Origin of the sequence: Pseudomonas asturiensis (assembly GCF_900143095.1) — a bacterium.
In the GTDB taxonomy this organism is placed as follows: domain Bacteria; phylum Pseudomonadota; class Gammaproteobacteria; order Pseudomonadales; family Pseudomonadaceae; genus Aquipseudomonas; species Aquipseudomonas asturiensis.
The window spans coordinates 59,796-78,672 of record NZ_FRDA01000009.1; the positions used below are offsets into that span (position 1 = coordinate 59,796).

14 protein-coding genes and 2 pseudogenes are annotated in these 18,877 nt (G+C 57.7%); 10 read left to right on the forward strand and 6 right to left on the reverse strand.

The window, feature by feature from the left end; all coding sequences use genetic code 11:
- Window positions 1–14 precede the first annotated feature (14 nt).
- A complete protein-coding gene (locus BUB69_RS16720; RefSeq protein WP_073168708.1) occupies window positions 15–812 on the reverse strand; it encodes a hydroxymethylpyrimidine/phosphomethylpyrimidine kinase in 798 nt (265 codons plus the stop codon).
- Between the two features lie 441 nt (window positions 813–1,253).
- Between BUB69_RS16720 and BUB69_RS16725 the strand changes: the two genes are divergently transcribed.
- The 4 genes from BUB69_RS16725 to BUB69_RS16740 all read left to right on the forward strand — a co-directional run bounded on the left by BUB69_RS16725 (window position 1,254) and on the right by BUB69_RS16740 (window position 7,231).
- Window positions 1,254–3,248 carry a sensor histidine kinase gene (locus BUB69_RS16725; RefSeq protein WP_073168710.1) on the forward strand — a complete coding sequence of 665 codons (1,995 nt, stop codon included), beginning with the start codon at window positions 1,254–1,256 and terminating at the stop codon, window positions 3,246–3,248.
- A gap of 117 nt (window positions 3,249–3,365) precedes the next feature.
- Window positions 3,366–5,015 carry an acyl-CoA dehydrogenase family protein gene (locus tag BUB69_RS16730; RefSeq protein WP_073168711.1) on the forward strand — a complete coding sequence of 550 codons (1,650 nt, stop codon included), beginning with the start codon at window positions 3,366–3,368 and terminating at the stop codon, window positions 5,013–5,015.
- Between the two features lie 52 nt (window positions 5,016–5,067).
- On the forward strand, window positions 5,068–6,531 hold the full coding sequence (amn, locus tag BUB69_RS16735; protein WP_073168712.1) for an AMP nucleosidase: 1,464 nt from the start codon (window positions 5,068–5,070) through the stop codon (window positions 6,529–6,531).
- 133 nt (window positions 6,532–6,664) lie between these two features.
- Window positions 6,665–7,231 carry a pseudouridine synthase gene (locus BUB69_RS16740; RefSeq protein WP_163032055.1) on the forward strand — a complete coding sequence of 189 codons (567 nt, stop codon included), beginning with the start codon at window positions 6,665–6,667 and terminating at the stop codon, window positions 7,229–7,231.
- A gap of 22 nt (window positions 7,232–7,253) precedes the next feature.
- Here BUB69_RS16740 and BUB69_RS16745 read toward each other — a convergent pair whose 3' ends face one another.
- Entirely contained in the window at window positions 7,254–7,733 is a 480-nt protein-coding gene (locus BUB69_RS16745; protein WP_024685294.1) for an Lrp/AsnC family transcriptional regulator, read from the reverse strand.
- A gap of 354 nt (window positions 7,734–8,087) precedes the next feature.
- Window positions 8,088–8,591, reverse strand: a pseudogene (locus BUB69_RS29670) (hypothetical protein); the annotation flags it as partial.
- On the opposite strand from BUB69_RS29670, the gene BUB69_RS29675 reads away from it, so the two are divergent.
- Window positions 8,592–9,308, forward strand: coding sequence for a DUF6515 family protein (locus BUB69_RS29675; RefSeq protein WP_175561759.1), 717 nt, complete (start codon window positions 8,592–8,594; stop codon window positions 9,306–9,308).
- A 6-nt stretch (window positions 9,309–9,314) separates the two neighbouring features.
- Here BUB69_RS29675 and BUB69_RS16755 read toward each other — a convergent pair whose 3' ends face one another.
- Together BUB69_RS16755 and BUB69_RS16760 are read right to left on the reverse strand one after the other, a co-directional pair.
- A complete protein-coding gene (locus tag BUB69_RS16755) occupies window positions 9,315–10,208 on the reverse strand; it encodes a cation diffusion facilitator family transporter (protein ID WP_073168715.1) in 894 nt (297 codons plus the stop codon).
- A 27-nt stretch (window positions 10,209–10,235) separates the two neighbouring features.
- A complete protein-coding gene (locus tag BUB69_RS16760; protein ID WP_004885029.1) occupies window positions 10,236–10,655 on the reverse strand; it encodes a hypothetical protein in 420 nt (139 codons plus the stop codon).
- 491 nt (window positions 10,656–11,146) lie between these two features.
- On the opposite strand from BUB69_RS16760, the gene hrpB reads away from it, so the two are divergent.
- On the forward strand, window positions 11,147–13,681 hold the full coding sequence (hrpB, locus tag BUB69_RS16765; protein WP_073168716.1) for an ATP-dependent helicase HrpB: 2,535 nt from the start codon (window positions 11,147–11,149) through the stop codon (window positions 13,679–13,681).
- A 613-nt stretch (window positions 13,682–14,294) separates the two neighbouring features.
- On the forward strand, window positions 14,295–14,696 hold the full coding sequence (locus BUB69_RS16775) for a GFA family protein (RefSeq protein ID WP_073168718.1): 402 nt from the start codon (window positions 14,295–14,297) through the stop codon (window positions 14,694–14,696).
- Between the two features lie 142 nt (window positions 14,697–14,838).
- Here the strand turns inward: BUB69_RS16775 and BUB69_RS16780 are convergent, their stop codons facing one another.
- Window positions 14,839–15,126 (reverse strand): barstar family protein, encoded by a 288-nt coding sequence (locus BUB69_RS16780; RefSeq protein ID WP_073168930.1) that lies wholly within the window; start codon window positions 15,124–15,126, stop codon window positions 14,839–14,841.
- A gap of 101 nt (window positions 15,127–15,227) precedes the next feature.
- Here BUB69_RS16780 and BUB69_RS16785 point away from each other — a divergent pair, with 101 nt between their 5' ends.
- The 3 genes and pseudogenes from BUB69_RS16785 (at window position 15,228) to BUB69_RS16795 (ending at window position 18,830) form a co-directional block, all read left to right on the forward strand.
- Window positions 15,228–16,658 (forward strand): IS1182 family transposase, encoded by a 1,431-nt coding sequence (locus BUB69_RS16785; protein ID WP_073168719.1) that lies wholly within the window; start codon window positions 15,228–15,230, stop codon window positions 16,656–16,658.
- Between the two features lie 253 nt (window positions 16,659–16,911).
- Window positions 16,912–17,338: pseudogene (locus BUB69_RS16790) on the forward strand (GNAT family N-acetyltransferase).
- 175 nt (window positions 17,339–17,513) lie between these two features.
- Complete coding sequence (locus tag BUB69_RS16795) at window positions 17,514–18,830, forward strand: hypothetical protein (protein WP_073168720.1); 1,317 nt, start codon at window positions 17,514–17,516, stop codon at window positions 18,828–18,830.
- Window positions 18,831–18,877 lie beyond the last annotated feature (47 nt).

Sequence of the window (18,877 nt, forward strand, 5' to 3'; positions counted from 1 at the left end):
CTCATGGCAGAGCGTTACGAGCAAAAATCCAGCGGCAGACGACGCGGGACGAACTGCCCCTTGCCCAACTGCTCGGCGTCGCGCAACGTGCGCCAGGTGTAATCCAGCGCTGAGCGAACGGCGCTGACCGTTTCTTCGCCTTGTGCCAGACGTCCCGCCAATGCGCTGGCCAGCGTGCAGCCGGAGCCATGGTAGCTGCCCGGCAGTCGCTCGCAGATAAAGGTATGGGTCTGGCCGCCGCGAACGTACAAGCGATTATGGATCTGCTGTTCATCGCCGTGGCCACCGGTGATCAGCAGGTGCTTGCAGTAGGGCAACAGCTTTTCAGCGCACTCGTCCGCTGTGCCTTCCGGCAGTTCAGCGAGGATGCGGGCTTCCGGCAGGTTGGGCGTGGCGATCGTCGACAAGGGCAACAATTGTTCGCGCATGGCATAGCCGACTTCATCCTTGCCCAGCCGTCCGCCGCCGCCCGCCCGCAACACTGGGTCGCAGACCATCGGCAGATGCGGGTTGGCCTGTAGCAGTTCGACAACGGTGGCGACCATTTCAAGCGAACCGAGCATGCCCAGCTTCACAGCTGCTACGCTCGAATCATTCAGAACGGCATGGGCCTGGGCCAGCACCCAGTCACGGTCCAGTACACGAAAATCACTGACATTGACGGTGTCTTGCACTGTCAGGGCCGTGATGACCGGAGCGGCATGGCAGCCCTGGGCAAGCAGAGCTTCTATATCGGCCTGCATGCCAGCGCCGCCACTAGGGTCGTGGCCGGAGAGGCAGAGGACAACGGGACGGGAGCTATAGATATTCATGGTGCGCGAGCTTATCACTAAACCTTTCCCGGGCCGCTCGTCGGTGACGGTTTTTCTTGCATGCCCAATACAACTGCCGGTCATGGGGTGCAGGCTCTGTACGAAAAGTCGCTGCACTCGGTGATGCTGCATTAAAAGCAGGCTGACCTTCGATTGCCGACTTTTCGCACCGAGCCTCACATTTAATGAGGAAAATATTCATGTTTGCTCTGCAAAGGCCGAGATAGAGCTATCGCTCTGATTTTTAAAGCCATAGAGCCTTAGCGCTATAAGCGGCTATGCTTCAATGTTCTGACAGAGTGCCGTCAATAGGGTGGCCGCTGTCGGAAAACGGTCATACGTAATTGCCTGTCTGGATTCATCAGCCTGTTTCAAGGATAGATATTGCAGGACGTCGCCATCAACGGATGGAGTGACCGCGACGACCACCTTGGGGCTTCAATGCGCTATTTGCTGATAATGCTGGCTGTCTGGCTACCGTTGCTGGCTCATGCTGTCGAGTTCGACGAGAATACCCGGTTCCTGCCGCTGGGCCGGATGATCCAGGTGTTCGAGGACCCGACCGGCAAAGCGACCATCGAGGACGTGCGCTCCGAGGCGGGCGCTCAGGCGTTTCGTGCCGTTGATACGGGCACGTTCAATGCGGGTTACTCGTCCTCGGTTTTCTGGTTGAAAGTTGACCTGCTGTATCGCCCGCTTGACGCTGGCCAGCACACCGACTGGCTGCTGGAACTGGCCTATCCGCCGATGGATTACATTGATTTTTACGGCCCGGATGCCGCTGGCACCCTGAGGCTGCTGGCACAGACCGGTGACATGCTGCCGTTCGCCAGTCGTCCCTTCAAACAGAACACCTATATCTTTCAGCTGGATCTGGCTCCCGGGCAGACCCATACCGTGTACCTGCGTATCCATAGCGCCGGGTCGGTACAGGCACCGCTCAACCTGTGGTCAACCCACGCTTATCTGGAAGCCCAGCCCGCCCGGATCTACGCGTTCGGTCTGATTTATGGCGTGCTGTTGGGAATGCTGGTCTACAACCTGTTCATTTTCATCAGCGTTCGCGAACCGGACTATCTGTATTACATCCTCTATGTGGCGTCGTTTGGCTTGTACCAGATGTCGATCAATGGGGTTGCCATCGAGTACTTGTGGCCCGACAGCCCTTGGTGGGCCAACGCCTCGACGCCTTTCCTGATGGCGATGGCAACGCTGTTCGCCTGTCAGTTCTCCCGCAGTTTTCTGGTCACCCGCCGCCTTGCACGCTGGGTCGACCGGCTCTTGCTGGGCGTGATCGGCATCGCCGCCGTGGTCATGTGCATGGCGCTGTTCGTGGGCTACGGGCCTGCGTTGCGTGCGGCGACCTACCTGGTGTTGGCGGGCTCCTTGACGATTTATCTGGCGGGTATCGTTGCCGTCGTAAGCGGCGAGCGCGTCGGTCGTTATTTCGTGATCGCCTGGTCGGTCTTTCTGGTGGGCGGGCTGATTTTCAGCCTGATGCTGCTGGGTCAGTTGCCCAATACGTTCCTGACCATGTATGCCTGTCACATCGGCACCGTGCTGGAGATGGCGCTGCTGTCGATGGCCCTGGCCGACCGTATCAATCACACCCGGCGAGAACAGGAAAAAACCTTGCTGGCGGCCGGCAGGGATCTGGAATACCTGAACCTGCAACTGGCCACCAGCAACCGGCTCAAGGACGAGTTTCTGGCTACGCTTACCCATGAACTCCGTACGCCTATGAACGGTGTGATCGGTTCGCTTGAGCTGATGCAGACCATGAATCTGGGCGAGGAGCTGGAGATGTACCAGCAGACCGCCGCCAGTTCTGCCCAGGACATGATGAGCATGATCAATGGCATCCTGACCCTGACCGAGCTGCAGGCAGGTGTGCTGTATGCCCAATGCGAAAGCTTCGATGTGCCCGACCTATTGGAGCAATTGCGTGAGCGTTTCAGTGGCCCTGCCTACGCCAAGGGGCTGCGGCTGAACCTTGAGCTTGATGAAAAGCTGCCTGTCACGGTGCGTGGTGATGTCCACAAGCTTTACCAGTGCGTCGAGTGCCTGGTGGACAACGCACTCAAATTCACCCGGGAGGGTACGATCAAGGTGCGGATCAGCGGCCAGTTGCAAGACGCCGATCGCTTGCGTTTGCGGATCGAGGTGATGGACACCGGCATCGGTTTCAGCCACCTGGACGAAGCCAACCTTTATAAGCATTTCTTTCAGGTCGATGGTTCGATGACCCGACAGTACGGCGGATTGGGCATTGGTCTGGCCATCTGTCGCAAACTGGTCGAGTTGCAGGGCGGCGAGCTGAGCCACCATTCCGAACCAGGCAAGGGCAGTTGCTTCACCTTGAGCCTGCCCATGCTGACGGACATTGCGGGAGCGGTGCGCAAGACCCCAGAGCTTAAAGCCCACTGGGGCATCTGAGCCTGTCAATACAAGGCAAAAGCGCCGGTCATTCGGCGCGTACGGCACTTTTGAAAGACGAAGGCTTGAGCGCATGATTCACCACTGCCTATGAAACGCGCAGGGAGAACATGACTCATGAACCTGAATCAATTCGCCGAAACCCACGAAGTCACCAATCAGCCGCCGCCACTCGACGGGGCCAATCTGTATCGCATCGATCTGCCTTTACAGGAGTGGAGCAAGCGCTATGGGGCTGGCTGGGCCGAGTCGCGTATCGACGCCTACGGTGCGCTGGCCGGCGGGCCGCTGATGGAGGCCGGTTTTCTGGCCAACCAGAACAAGCCGGTGTTCGCCAGCCATGACCGCTACGGGAATCGCATCGACCTGATCGAATTTCACCCGGCCTGGCATCAACTGATGGCCACCGCCATTGAGCATGGCATCCCGTCGCTGCCCTGGACCGATCCGCAGCCCGGCGCGCACGTTGCACGAGCAGCCATGAGCTACCTGCACACCCAGGCCGAGCCCGGCAGCGGCTGCCCGTTGACCATGACCTTCGCCAGCGTTCCGGCCTTGCGCCTGCAGCCGGACCTGGCCGAGGTGTGGCTGCCCAAGGTGCTTTCCACCCGCTACGACTCGCGCAACATCGGCATTGCGCACAAGACCGGCGCCACCCTCGGCATGGCCATGACCGAGAAGCAGGGCGGTACCGATGTGCGCAGCAATACCACGCGCGCCTGGCCGGTCGGCGCAGGCGGACCGGGGCAGGCGTACGAACTGGTCGGGCATAAATGGTTCTGCTCAGCGCCGATGTGCGATGCGTTCCTCACGCTGGCGCAGACCGACAAGGGGCTGAGCTGCTTTCTGCTGCCGCGCCATCGGCCCGACAACACACGCAACGAGTTCTATATCCAGCGCCTGAAAAACAAATTGGGCAACTGGTCCAACGCCTCCAGCGAAGTCGAGTTTCGTGGCGCGCTGGCCTGGATGATCGGTGAAGAAGGGCGCGGTGTGGCGACTATCATCGAAATGGTCGGCATGACCCGCTTCGACTGCATGATCGGTTCCAGCGCGTTGATGCGTCAGGCGCTGACCCAGGCCACGCATCATTGTGCTCACCGCCAGGTCGGTGGCCGAGTGCTGGTCGATCAGCCGTTGATGCAGAACGTGTTGGCCGATCTGGCACTGGAAAGCGAAGCCGCGCTGGCGCTGACGCTGCGCATGGGTCGCGCCCTGGACCATCTGGAGGACGCCCATGAAGCACGCTTCGTCAGGCTGGTGACGGCGGTAGGCAAATACTGGATCTGCAAACGCGCCCCGGCAATGATCAACGAAGCCGCTGAGTGCCTGGGGGGGGCGGGTTATGTCGAGGACAGCATCTTGCCGCGCCTTTACCGCGAAGCGCCGGTCAACTCGACGTGGGAAGGCTCGGGTAACGTGCAATGCCTCGACGTATTGCGAGCGTTGTCCAAAGAGCCGGGCGTGCTCGATGCGCTATTCGATGAACTGGGTGACGGCCATGGCGACCGGCGTCTGGCCGCACACATCGCTACGCTGAAAGACGCCTTCACGGACTTGAGCGACATCCAGTACCGCGCGCGGCAACTGACTGAGGACATCGCCATCGCCCTTCAGGCCAAGCTGTTGCTGGAAGCCGGCAATGCAGTCGTCAGCGACGGCTTCATCGCCGGTCGAATAGCCACTGGCGGGCGGGTATATGGCGCATTGCCGCGAGGTATTGATGTCGAAACATTGGTGGCCAGAGCATCGCCGCAGGTGGCATGAGCACGCGAACCCGTTAGGATGCAGGTCTGCAAGTTCAGACAGGACATGAAACGTGACCCAAGCCTTTGTTGTTGTAGACACTGCCGAGCAAGCGGTTGAGCGGCTCGCTGAACTGCACGATCGTGCAACCAGCGCTCTGAGCCAGGCGCTCAAGCGTTACCTGAAAGACCGCGTCGAACCCAGCGCCGAAGAACGAGCGCAGTTCCGCTACCCCGAATTGCGCTTGAACTATGAGTGCCACGGCGAAGTGCCGCTGACCACTCGTGCCTATGCCAAGGTTCAGCTGCCGGGCGCTTATAGCGTAACCGTCACGCAGCCCAAGGCATTTCGCAAATACCTGCTGGAACAGCTCGGCCCGCTGATGAGCGATTTTACCGTGACGGTCGAAGTCGGCATGAGCGAGCAGAACATCCCTTATCCGTACGTGGTTGAGCAGGGTGACGAACTGGCCGGCTCCGGCGTGACCGCCGCTGCGCTGGCGCGGGTTTTCCCCAGCACCGACCTGTCGGCGGCAACCGATGGCATTGCCGACGGCCTGTACGACTGGGCCAACGTCGACCCGCTGCCACTGGCGCTGTTCGACGCGGCACGTGTGGATTTCTCGCTGCGCCGTCTGGTGCATTACACCGGCAGCGACTGGCGTCATGTGCAGCCCTGGATCCTGCTGACCAACTACCACCGCTATGTCGACCAGTTCATTCTGCATGGCCTGGAAAAACTGCGTGAAGACCCACGCTTCGTGCGCATGGTCCTGCCGGGCAACGTGGTGGTCGACAAGAGCATGAGCCAGGATGAAGCGCAGGCCATCGTCGCCAGCGTGGTCTGGCACCGCTACCAGATGCCGGCCTATCACCTGATCGCCGAAGACGGCCATGGTGTGACCCTGGTCAACATCGGCGTCGGCCCGTCCAACGCCAAGAACATCACGGATCACCTGGCCGTACTGCGCCCGCATTGCTGGCTGATGATCGGTCACTGTGGTGGCCTGCGTCAGTCGCAGACCATCGGCGACTACGTGCTGGCCCACGCCTACATGCGCCGCGACGGGATTCTGGACCGTGTGCTGCCGCCGCACATCCCGATTCCGGCCCTGGCCGAAGTGCAATTGGCCCTGCAGGAATCGGCGGCGCAGATCACCGGCGAGCGTGGCGAAGAACTCAAAAAACGCCTTCGCACCGGCACCGTGCTGACCTACGACGACCGTAACTGGGAATTGCGCTGGGCACAGGAGCGTCCGTTGATCAACCTGTCCCGCGCGGTGGCCGTGGATATGGAAAGCGGCACGATCGCTGCCCAGGGTTATCGCCTGCGCGTGCCTTACGGTACGTTGCTGTGCGTCTCCGACAAGCCGTTGCACAGTGAAATCAAGCTGCCAGGCTCGGCCAACGCGTTCTACGAGCGTGCCGTCAGCCAGCACTTGAAGATCGGCATCGCAGCGCTGGATCTGCTGCGCACCGAACTGAATTCGCTGCACTCGCGCAAGCTGCGCAGCTTCGATGAACCGCCGTTCCGTTGATTGCGTTTGGTATTTGCAGAAAGGGCCACTAAAGTGGCCCTTTCTGTTTTCCGATTACCGAATTCCAATGTCCCGCATCCAGCGTCCCGCCTCCCGCCGTCCTCAAATCAGCCCGACAGGTGCTCCCAGGCGCGTGGCCAAAGCACCGCCCGCCGAGCCGAAGCTGATCCTGTTCAACAAGCCGTTCGACGTGCTGACGCAGTTCAACGATGAGCAGGGGCGGGCGACGCTCAAGGATTTCATCAAGATCCCCGGCATCTACCCCGCAGGTCGACTGGACCGTGACAGCGAAGGCCTGTTGCTGCTGACCAACGACGGGCAGTTGCAGGCGCGTATTGCCGATCCCAAACACAAGCTGGCCAAGACGTATTGGGTACAGGTCGAGGGCGAACCGACGCAAGATCAGTTGCAGCAATTGCGCGATGGCGTGCAGCTCAACGATGGCCCGACCTTGCCTGCTCAGGCGCGGCAAATCGAAGAGCCAGCCCTCTGGCCACGCAACCCGCCGGTGCGCTTTCGCAAAAGCGTGCCAACCCACTGGCTGGAACTGGTCATCAAGGAAGGTCGCAATCGGCAGGTACGGCGCATGACCGCCGCCGTGGGCCTGCCGACACTGAGGCTGGTACGTGTCAGGATCGGCGACTGGACCCTCGACGGGCTCGATCAGGGTGAGTATCGCGAAGTGCCCGCCAGGCTGTAACCGTACCGGACACATCCATTGATCAACTGCGCAGATGAACCAGTGGCATCTCGGTACTGGCCAGCACTTGATTGAGCACAAAGCTCGACCGTACGCTGGTCACGCCTTCAATACGCGTCAAATGCCCCAACAGCAGCTTTTGATAATGGTCCATGTCAGGCACGACGACTTTCAGTTGATAATCGGCCTCCATCCCGGTCACCAGGCTGCATTCCAGCACTTGCGGCAGATTGCGGATCTGCTGCTCGAAGTTCTCGAAACGCTCCGGTGTGTGACGGTCCATGCCGATCAGCACGTAGGCGGTCAGGTTCAGGCCCAGCTTCTTGCGATCCAGCAACGCCACCTGGCGAACGATATAGCCATCGTCTTCCAGTTGCTTGACGCGGCGTGAGCAGGGTGACGGCGACAGACCAATGCGTTCCGCCAGTTCCTGGTTGGAGATGCGCGCGTCCTTTTGCAATTCGGCCAAAATGCTCAAGTCATATCTGTCGAGCTTGCTCACGATCTACCCCTTTATGATTTGGATTGCGCAGGATTATTGATATGAAGTCAAAAATTGCGCAAGTTATGTTTTATTGAGCAACATTAGCAATCGCCTGCCAACGCCACAGGCCTATTCTTTTAAACAGAATCACTGCCCGGACACAGCGTCCAGCGCGACCCGCCGAATCAGGCCAGTCGCGGCCTCCCACCCAACCGGGTGCGCTAGGCCCCCGGGCTACATACTGTCCACAAGACGGCATGAAGTGAGCCGACGTCATAAGCGTCGCGCCAGGACGAAGTATCCCAAGGGGGCCATCTGGCCCCCTTTTCTTTGCGTCCTGATAAAGTGCGCAGAACGGCGCATCGCTATTACAGTCTTAATAACGTCTATCTGCGTTCTAGTGAGGAAAGCATGAAATCTGGCATCTGGCAGGTCGCGGGCTTGAGTCTGTTGTGCCTGAGCATAAGTACCCATGCCCTCGCCGACGAGCGTGACGATTCCCGTGGCAACGCCATGGACGGCGGGTCGCCGCGACAGCAACAACAGAACCAGCAGCGTCAGCAGCAGCAACAGCGCTTCCAGCAGCAGGAAAATCAGCAGCGTCAGATGCAGCAGCAACAGAATCAGCAGCGCAACGTTGAGCGCCAGCAACAGCAGCAGATCTATCAGCAACAGAACAATCAGCAACGTCAGATCCAGGAGCAGCAGAATCAGCAGCGCCAGGTGGAGCGTCAGCAGCAACAGCAGATTCAGCAGCAGGAACAGCAGCAGCGCAATGTCGAGCGCCAGCAGCAACAGCAAATCAACCAGCAGCAGCGTGAGCAACAGCGCCAGATTCAGGAACAGCAGAATCAGCAGCGCCAGCAGCAACAGCAGTTGAGACAGAATCAGGACAACCTGCCGATTCAGAGCGGCCCTCGTGAAGCCTGGCAGACCCAGCAACCGCGCCAGGGTTATTACCAGGACATTCCGCGCGGCAACACGCGCAACTGGTCCGCTGGCAATGGCAGGCCTGATGATCGCTGGAATGGCCGTCCCGACGGGCACGGCAATGGCTGGGGGCCGGGCCCGCGTTATCGCCCTGGCTATGCCATTGATCGCGTACCGGGCGGTTATTCACGGATTCCCTATCGCGGGCAGGATTATTTCTATTCCGAAGGGTACTGGTATCGGCCGCAAGGCCCTCGCTACGTGGTCGTGAACCCGCCCTATGGCGTGCGCGTGCGCAGCCTGCCGTCGTACTCGCAGGAAGTCTGGATTGGCAGCAGCCTGTTGTTTCTGGCAGCGGGCACGTATTACGCGTATCAGCCTGACAGCCAGGAGTATGTGGTGGTCAACCCGCCGCAGAACGAGACGGTGTATTCAGAGCCTGCCCAGCAACAGAGCAACGGCTACGACCCTGTCGCCTATCCGCTGAAAGGCCAGAGCCAGCAGCAAGTCGAGCTGGATCATTACCAATGCTACCGCTGGGGCGTCGACCAGAGCGGGTTTGACCCGGCCAACATCACCTCCCAGCCTCAGCCTGCCGTTGTCGACCTCTATCGGCGTTCGATGGGCGCCTGTCTGGCGGATCGTGGCTACCGAGTCAATTAAAGCCGATCAGGCGTAGGTCTGCTTCACCACTTCCTGCGGGTCGGCGTGCACCAGCACTTCGGCCTTCGGGTATTTGGCGTGGATGGCATCGACAGCCTGATCGCACAGCGCATGAGCGACTGACAACGTCAGCGTGCCCGGCAACTCCAGATGCAGTTGCACGAACCAGTGGTTGCCGGAAATGCGCGTGCGCAGATCATGCGCGCCCAACACCCCCGGTACGCCGCACGCCAGCTCCAGCATGTCTGTGCTGACGTCGCTGGGTAACTCGGCGTCCATCAGCACGGAAACGGTTTCCCGTGCGATCTGGAACGCGCTCCACAGAATGTAAAGCGCAATGCCCAGCCCGAAATACGCATCCAGCTGCTGCCAGCCAAAGTACGCCAGTGTCAGCGCGACCAGAATGCTGCCATTGAGCAGCAGGTCAGACCGGTAGTGCAGCGAGTCGGCCCTGATTGCGGCAGAACCGGTCGCCTTGATCACTCGGTATTGCAAGGTCAGCAGCGCCAGCGTCAGCACAATAGACACCACCATCACCACCATGCCGAGCAGCGGCGCGCCCAACGGCTCGGGATGTTGAATACGCTGAACGGCCTGAAAGGCAATCAATACACCGCTGACGCCGATGAACAGCGCCTGCGCCATCCCCGACAGGGCTTCCGCCTTGCCGTGGCCGTAACGATGGTCGTCATCAGCCGGACGCAAGGCGTAATGCACCGCCAACAGGTTGAGGAAAGACGCCGCCCCATCGAGCAGCGAATCGGTCAGCCCGGCCAGCAGACTGACCGACCCGCTGATCCACCACGCCACGCCCTTGGCCAGAATCAGAGTAACGGCAACTCCAAGCGAAGCCCGCGTTGCGAGACGCAACAGTCTGCTGTGTTCGGCACTGGTGCTCATGAGGCGTCCTTCAACCCTGAAATAATATTACGCTGCCGGAATCAGACCCAGCGACGCCAGTTGCTCGACACTGCCCTTGTGCTGAATCAGGCGCGGGTCGTTCAACGGCAGCGAACGGCCCAACTCGGTTTCGAGAATGGCTTGCAGCTTGATGTTATCGACACTGCCATCGGCCTTGATCGCCGGTTGCAGCTTCTGCGGATCAATCTGCGCATGCTCGCCCGGCCCGTAGTAAATCGCACCGGTCGCGAAGTCCACCGCAAAAGCGATCACCCCGGGGATGATGTAGAACAACAGACCAAAGGCATCCAGCGCCGCAATGGCCGGATCGACCTTGCCATCAATCTGACCACGACGGTCAGGGTAGAAAATACTGCCGCAGGCAGTCAGTTGGGTCAGCAATGTGGCGACCACAACGCCACCGATCAAACGGGAAGGAATGCGCATGGAAAGCTCCTGAGATGAAGAGGGCAACTATACAAGGCAAAGGCTGCAAGGCTAAGACTATTGAGCGGTGGGGTGGTTCTGGTGGGTGATTTATCAGGTGCTCGCCTCAACGCTGATCGTTCCTAAGCCTCAATCGGGCTTACACGCCTCTTTGTTCTTGATACCGCACTGTCTGGCAGCAAACACAGGACTGATCAGACTGTGGGAGCGGACTTGTCCGCGAAAAGGCAGGTCTATCCGCCCCAGATGCAGTGGCTGAAATCCTGCATTCGCGGACAAGCGGAGCGCCGCCCTGTCGGCTCCCACGCCCTCCGGGCAGAAGCAGCGTTCAGCGCTGTCCCGGACGTTGGGTGATGTTTGAAGGATTCGCCTTTTTTCAGTGACACTTGCGAATAAAGATGTGTGCGCTGCGTTGGTACGATCAGCTCCCGATGAGCTTTAGGTTTGCACACACCACACCCGTATAATCAGCCGCCTGTTCTGGAGCTGCCATGATTTCCCTGCCCATCGATGCCGTTCTACCCGCATTGCGCCAAGCGTTGTCCGCCCGCCACGAGGCTGTACTCGAAGCCCCTCCCGGTGCGGGCAAGACCACGCGCGTGCCGCTTGCACTGCTGGAGGAGACCTGGCTGGCCGGGCAGACCATTCTCATGCTGGAGCCACTTCGTCTGGCAGCGCGTGCTGCCGCCGAGCGGCTGGCCAGCGAGTTGGGTGAAAAGGTCGGCGAAACCGTGGGTTATCGCATTCGACTGGAAAGCAAGGTCGGCCCCAAGACCCGCATCGAAGTGGTCACCGAAGGTATTTTGACCCGGCGTCTTCAGGACGATCCGGCGCTGGAAGGCGTCGGGTTGTTGATCTTCGATGAGTTTCACGAGCGCAGTCTGGATGCCGACCTGGCACTGGCCCTGAGTCTGAATGGACGTGAGCTGTTCCGTGAGGATCAGCCGCTGAAAATTCTGCTGATGTCGGCGACGCTGGAAGGCGAGCGCCTGGCGGCGTTGCTGGATGACGCGCCGGTGGTGCGCAGCGACGGGCGCATGTTCCCGGTAACGATGCAGTGGGGACGCCCGTTTCAGCCCGGTGAATTCGTCGAGCCGCGTGTGGTGCAGACGGTGCTCGACGCGCTGGGCAGCGAGTCCGGGAGTCTGCTGGTGTTTCTACCGGGGCAGGCCGAGATTCGTCGGGTCAATCAGCAACTGGCCGATGCGCTGGGCGAGCGAGCTGACATTCTGCTGTGTCCCTTGCACGGCGAGCTTGACCTGAGCGCTCAGCGTGCAGCCATCGAGCCTGCGCCCAAGGGCACGCGCAAGGTGGTGCTGGCGACCAACATTGCCGAGACCAGCCTGACCATCGACGGCGTGCGGGTGGTGATCGATGCCGGGCTGGCGCGGGTGCCGCGATTCGATCCGGGTAGCGGCATGACGCGTCTTGAAACCCAGCGCATCTCCCGCGCCAGTGCTACTCAGCGCGCTGGACGGGCAGGGCGTCTTGAGCCGGGCGTGTGCTATCGCCTGTGGTCCGAGGCGCAGCACGATCTGTTGGCGGCCTACGGTACGGCGGAAATCCTGCAAGCTGACCTTGCCGGGCTCACGCTGCAACTGGCGCGTTGGGGCGTGACGCCGACTCAACTGGTCTGGCTGGATGTGCCGCCTGCTGCCGCTTATGCACAGGCGCAGGACTTGCTGGTGCGACTGGAAGCACTGAGCAATCAGCCAGGCCAGATGCGCAGCCTTACGCCCCACGGCCAGGCCATGGCCGAGTTGCCCGCGCACCCGCGCATTGCGCATTTGCTGTTGCGCGGCCATGCGTTGGGGCTGGGTGATCTGGCCTGTGACGTCGCCGCGCTGTTAGGCGAGCGGGACATTCTGCGGGGCGCAGGGGCCGATCTGCACAGTCGTCTGACCTTGCTGGCCGGCACCGAGCGTGCAGCGCGCGGCGCACAGGGTGGCGTGCAGCGGGCCAAACAAATGGCGCGTCAGTACCGTGGCTATTTGCGTGGCAAGGCTGACAGCCCGGTCAGTGAACCCGATCATCCACGCTGGCTGGGTGCCTTGCTGGCGCTGGCCTACCCGGATCGCGTCGCGCAGCAGCGTCGAGCAGGCGGTGCTGAGTATCGGCTGGCCAACGGCCGCGCTGCTTTGTTTGCCGAGGCCGATGCGCTGATGAAACAGCCCTGGATCGTCGTGGCAGATCTGGGCAGCCGCCAGGGGCAGCGCGAAGAGCGTATCTATCTGGCTGCCGAGTTCGATCCCGCGCTGTTCGATTCCGTGCTGGCCGAGCAGGTCACCTTGCTCGATCAGATCGATTGGGACGAACGCGAAGGCGTGTTCCGTGCTGAACGGCAACGCAAAGTGGGCGAGCTGGTCCTCAGTCGTGAACCCCTCACCGGGCTCGACGAAGCCACACGCAGCCACGCCTTGCTCGCATTGGTCAGGCGCAAGGGGCTGGAGTTGTTGCCATGGACGCAGGAACTGCGCCAATGGCAGGCGCGGGTGGCCTTGTTGCGTCAACTGGATCTGGAAAAACAGCCCTCCAGCGAATGGCCGGATGTGAGCGATGCCAGCCTGCTCGCCACGCTGGAAACCTGGCTGCAGCCGTATCTGGGCAAAGTCACGCGGCTCAGCCATTTCGGCAACCTGGACCTGTCCTCGATCTTGCGCAACCTGTTGCCCTGGCCGCTGCCGCAACGCCTCGACGAACTTGCGCCCCATCACCTAAGCGTGCCATCGGGATCATCGGTGCGCCTGGACTACAGCGAACACCCGCCCATCCTCGCCGTGCGCCTGCAGGAACTGTTCGGCCTGGCCGACACCCCGCGCATCGCCAACGGCAGGCAGGTCGTCAAACTGCACCTGCTCTCACCCGCCCGCCGCCCGGTGCAGGTCACGCAGGACCTGGCCAACTTCTGGCGCAGTACGTATGCAGAGGTGAAGAAGGACCTGAAGGGCCGGTATCCGAAGCATCACTGGCCGGACGATCCGCTGGTGGCCGAGGCGACGGCGCGGGTCAAGCCGAGGGGCACCTGAGGGTTCAGGAAGAGGGGGCTTTTAGTGTTCAATTGATATCGGACACAAAAGTGATTCCGCAGACGGCTGACCGGAGACCAAAAGCTTTTATCACCTGGCAATTACCTGCTACCGAACTGCCGAGATCGTTGGCAGATCTTTTCAGCGCCCTGTATTTGAACCGCGTCGATGTCTTGGGCTTCGTCAAACGTCAAAAGGCCAAGGCGAATCGGGACTGCGAGAGCATCTGGATCAATGACGCTCCGAGGGGTGTGAGCCTGATGGTCATTGATGCACAAGATCATGAGGTCGATGTCCGAGGGGGACGGGGAACATCTAGCAACAGACCTGAACAAATACCACTCACTCTCATTGCAAACCCAGCCAGGTTTTTCAGCGATTTCACACATAGCAGTGACAGCTGCCTCCCGCTTCATTTGCCTGGCCAACGCAAGAAGTCTCGGGACATGAGTGCTTCAATCAGCCTATCAAAAATTGCAAGTCTCGACGCCCTTCGCGTTGGATAGAGGGATCTTGGGATGGACCGCTACCGCTTTCGGCGCAGAAGCGGACCTTCGACTGATCGGATTCAGGTGGTTAAGCTGGCGTCTTTTCCAGCGACAGGGACGAACGTATGACAGAGTTTTACCAGGGAAGCTGCCTTTGCACAGCAATCCGTTACGAGCTTCTGACGACGCCAAAAGCAGTGAGTCATTGTCACTGCGCACAATGCCGTAAAGGTCACGGGGCAGCATTCGCTTCGTATGGAAGCGTGCCCCTTAGCGCACTACGGATACTCAACGGCGCCGGACACATCACCGGGTATTCTTCTTCAGAATCGGTGCTTCGCGAGTTCTGCGCGCGGTGTGGTTCCACTTTGTTCTGGTCACGTTCCCAAGGCGAATTTACCAATTGGGTTTCGATTGCACTGGGCACACTCGACAGCCCCTTCACGCCTCAGAAGCAAAAACACGTTCATATCGGCTCCAGAGTTCACTGGTATACGCCATCCAGCTCATCGCCTCAGATGGAATGACCGCAATGGGTCCAGAGTGTGTAAAAACAGATGTTCAGCCGGCGTCAGGGGAGAGAGGCATCCCGCTGAAGGATTTGGAAAGTACCTCCGCGCGACGCTTGTGTTTCTAGGTGGAACTGGCGAAATGTCAGCTTGGGATCGTTTAGCCGAAATCTACATCTGATGCGAACGCTGGGTACTCAACCTTCATTTCGGTAAGGCATTCATGCATGAGCCTCGCATCCTCAGGTAAGCGCTTGGATAGCATGTTCCACCCTGAAATTTTCAGGTGCTCGGGCATTTCCACTAGACCCGTTATCGCGTCCCAGAAAGCATCCCAATTACAGCCATACCACCCAGGAAAACCGAGCGCATCCTTCAAGACACAATGGAGTTCCTCAGAGCTTGACACCCCACTCAGGTCAATATTTACCATGTGCAATCGGCTCATCGTCATTACCTCAAAAAACTGTTAACCGGCGAACGCATGCCAGCGGCTGAATCAGAATGCTTTTGCTATCATTTTTGGCGTGATCAATTCGGGGATCGGCAATGAAGCGCTTTATTCAAGGTGAGCATCGCGGACAAAGCACTTTGCTTCCCGAAAGCCTTGACGACTACGTCAGCAACACAAATCCGGTGCGAGTAGTCGACGTTTTCGTCGACGAACTCGACCTAGTCAATCTAAGTTTTGAAGGTGTCATTCCAGCCGATACCGGCCGACCTGCTTACCACCCCGCAATCTTGCTGAAAATCTACATCTACGGCTATCTCAACCGCATTCAATCGAGCCGGCGTCTTGAACGAGAAGCTCAACGCAATGTGGAGTTGATGTGGCTGACAGGGCGTTTGATGCCCGATTTCAAGACCATCGCGAATTTTCGAAAAGACAACAGCAAGGCTATCCGAGGCGTCTGTCGCCAGTTCGTAGTGCTATGTCAGCAGTTGGGATTATTCGGTGAAAATCTGGTTGCCATTGATGGCAGCAAGTTTAAAGCCGTCAACAACCGCGACCGAAATTTCACCAGCGCCAAACTGAAGCGGCGCATGGAAGAAATCGAATCGAGCATCAACCGTTACCTAACGGCACTTGATACTGCGGATCGGCAAGAGCCCACATCCTCTGAAGCCAAGAAGGTGCGGCTGGAAGAGAAAATCGCCAAGCTCAAAGTGCAAATGAAGGAGCTTCAGGCGATTGAAATACGGCTCAACGACTCACCGGATAAACAGGTCTCACTGACCGATCCAGATGCGCGCTCAATGATGACGCGTGGTACAGGAATCGTTGGCTACAACGTGCAAACAGCAGTCGATGCTCAGCACCATTTGATCATTGCTCATGAGGTGACCAATGTCGGTTCCGATCGTGATCAGCTCAGCTCAATGGCCAAGCAGGCGCGCGAGGCCATGGCATCAGATTCGCTTTCGGTGGTGGCCGACCGAGGCTATTTCAAAGGTGAGGAAATCCTGGCTTGTCACAACGCTGATATCACCGCGTATGTGCCCAAGCCAATGACCTCTGGAGCCAAAGCTGATGGGCGTTTTAACAACGATGCCTTTATCTATGACGCGGCGAACAATCACTATGTATGTCCAGCTGGAGAAACGCTGATATGGCGTTTCTCCAGCGTCGAGAAAGGCATGAAGCTGCATCGTTATTGGAGTTCAAAGTGTCAAGGCTGCGCCTTGAAAACACAGTGCACACCGAGCAAGCAACGCCGTATTCGGCGCTGGGAGCATGAGGCGATATTGGAAGAGATGCAGGTCCGGCTGAGCAACGCGCCGGACATAATGCGAGTCCGAAAGCGCACAGTTGAGCATCCCTTCGGGACGCTCAAACAGTGGATGGGCGCCACGCATTTTTTGACGCGAAGGCTGGAAGGCGTCAGTGCAGAAATGAGCTTGAACGTGCTCGCCTACAACATGAAGCGCGTTATGAAAATCCTTGGCACCAGCAGCTTAATGAAGGCGTTTTCAGCCTGAAATGGTTGGCTTTGTTGCCCACCTGGCATCGTAGGGGCTTTATTGAAGCCTCCAAGACCCGAGTGACGACCCGTAGGGCTTACCGTGAGCGACTACATAGCAAAAACCGTCGGTGCTACGTGCCAACATTGCACTGGCCCGTTTTTACACACTCTGGGTCGAAAGCTGACACTTGCGTGCCCATAGTCCGCACATCAAGATCCCTTGGCAGTTCAGAAGTGTTTCGTACCCAATCAGGGAGGATTGACCGCAGATGGAGATTCACCAGGTCACGCACCTGCCACCACAAATTCCCGCCCTTGAAAAAGAGGCAGTAGCAGAAGGTTTTAAGTTCATCACCCGGCTGACGTCGGAGTGGCATTCAGGTAGCAATCGCGTCGATGCGCCAGGCGAATGCCTGATGGCCGCGTATCTAAACCGCCAACTGGTGGGCATTGGCGGTCTGTCTGTTGAGCCGTTCACTCTGCCTCGTGCAGGAAGGCTGCGGCGTATTTATGTGACTCCAGCGTCACGTGGGCAACAGGTTGGTTAACGCCTTGCTTGCCTACGCCGCTTTGCATTTTGAAACTGTGCGTCTTACCACCGACACTGCGCAGGGAAGCGCTTTTTACCTGCCCTGCGGCTTCACACTGACTGAAGAAGCTCAGGCGACGCACATCGTGCAGCTCAGAAGCCTCTGACCTTGTCAGTAATCGGCCAATAGCTGCCTCTCACGGGGGACCGCTACAGGGCACAGTCAGCTACGCTGCTGACCATCGCAAGCACTGAACGGAATCATAGTCGCGGCTAGCTGCTTTTGGCAAAATCATTAGCTGAGCACTGTCCAAACTTGCCTAAATAGAATAGGGTTTAATCATGGTCGGAAATAAAAATTCAACTTTCTCTGGTTCGGAGCCTACATGGGCAAATGCCTGCGTAGGAGACAACGGCAGCCCAGGCTATTTTGAGTACTCCAAAGGTTTTTCCACCGCTGCTAACTTACTGATTGATCAAGTTATTTCCAAGAAAATGAATATGGAAATTGATGATCTAGTATATCCCGTTTGTTTTAATATGCGCCATTCGGTGGAGTTAAGGCTGAAAGGAGCAATTCAGGAACTGTCGTTCGTAGCCAAAGCGAAAAAATACGAATTTTCGTTCGATTTATCCGGGTCGCATGATATAGGAAACATTTGGGGCTTTTTCAAGCTTAACTCTGAGATTCTGGATGGCCGTTATGAAGATATTAACAACCTAATTGCCGAAACCATCTCGGATATTGCAGAGGTAGACGCTACCGGGCAGACGTTTCGTTACCCTTTAAGCAATGAAAGCAAAAAACACCTGACTGACGTCGCATCTATTAATTTTTTTCGTTTAAAAGAAAAATTTGGGCAGCTAGAAAGAAACTTGGATAAGCTACATAATTTGAATCTGTGGCTTAAGTATGAATATGCTCAAGGAACTTTTACATCAAGGCTTTCACGCCCAATGATTTATAGATTGGCCAGAGATCTACCTCCGAAATCTGAATGGGCAACACCAGGATTTAAAGATATCAAACAACAGATTATGTGTAAATATGCTATTGGTAGCAGAGATCTGTCGAAAGCTGTTGAAAAAATAAAATCACATTATTTTCTTTCTTCTATGATAGGCGACCCGTTACCACTTAAAGGCATAATCCCAGATCAGCTATTTTTCTTTTTTGATCAGTGGGCACCTCAGAATGCCAAGAGCTTAATCCCAGAAGCACCAAGCCTTGGTCTAGATTACTGGGATCGAAAGGAGTCAATGCTTGACAGTATAAAGGAAAGAGCCAGCACTAGGAGTTTAGTTTGGAGTGAATTTGAAACGAGGCTGACGCCCGAATATCTCGCAGGATTACATGCTTTGTTTTATTTTGCGCGCGATAGGTTATACATAGAGTTTTACGAAGAGCTATATGAAAGTACGCTCCCGGAAATTAATGGAGATTTTAGGCTTGGCATTCAAAGTGTAAAAGAAAGCTTTATGCATATTTTTGATAAAACAAATGCAATGTCTAACGTGGTAACTTCGCTTTTTGCGTTAGGTCATAATGTTTTGGCTGAGGCTATTGTTGATAGATATCAAGTTGATTCATCACTCAAATGGCTTGAAAGATCTAGGAGTGGCGAACTTTTCTCCTATCCAGATTTTGCCAGATACTAAATTTATAGATCAACAGGCGGCAAGGGCAGGAGACTACTATGGTTAAA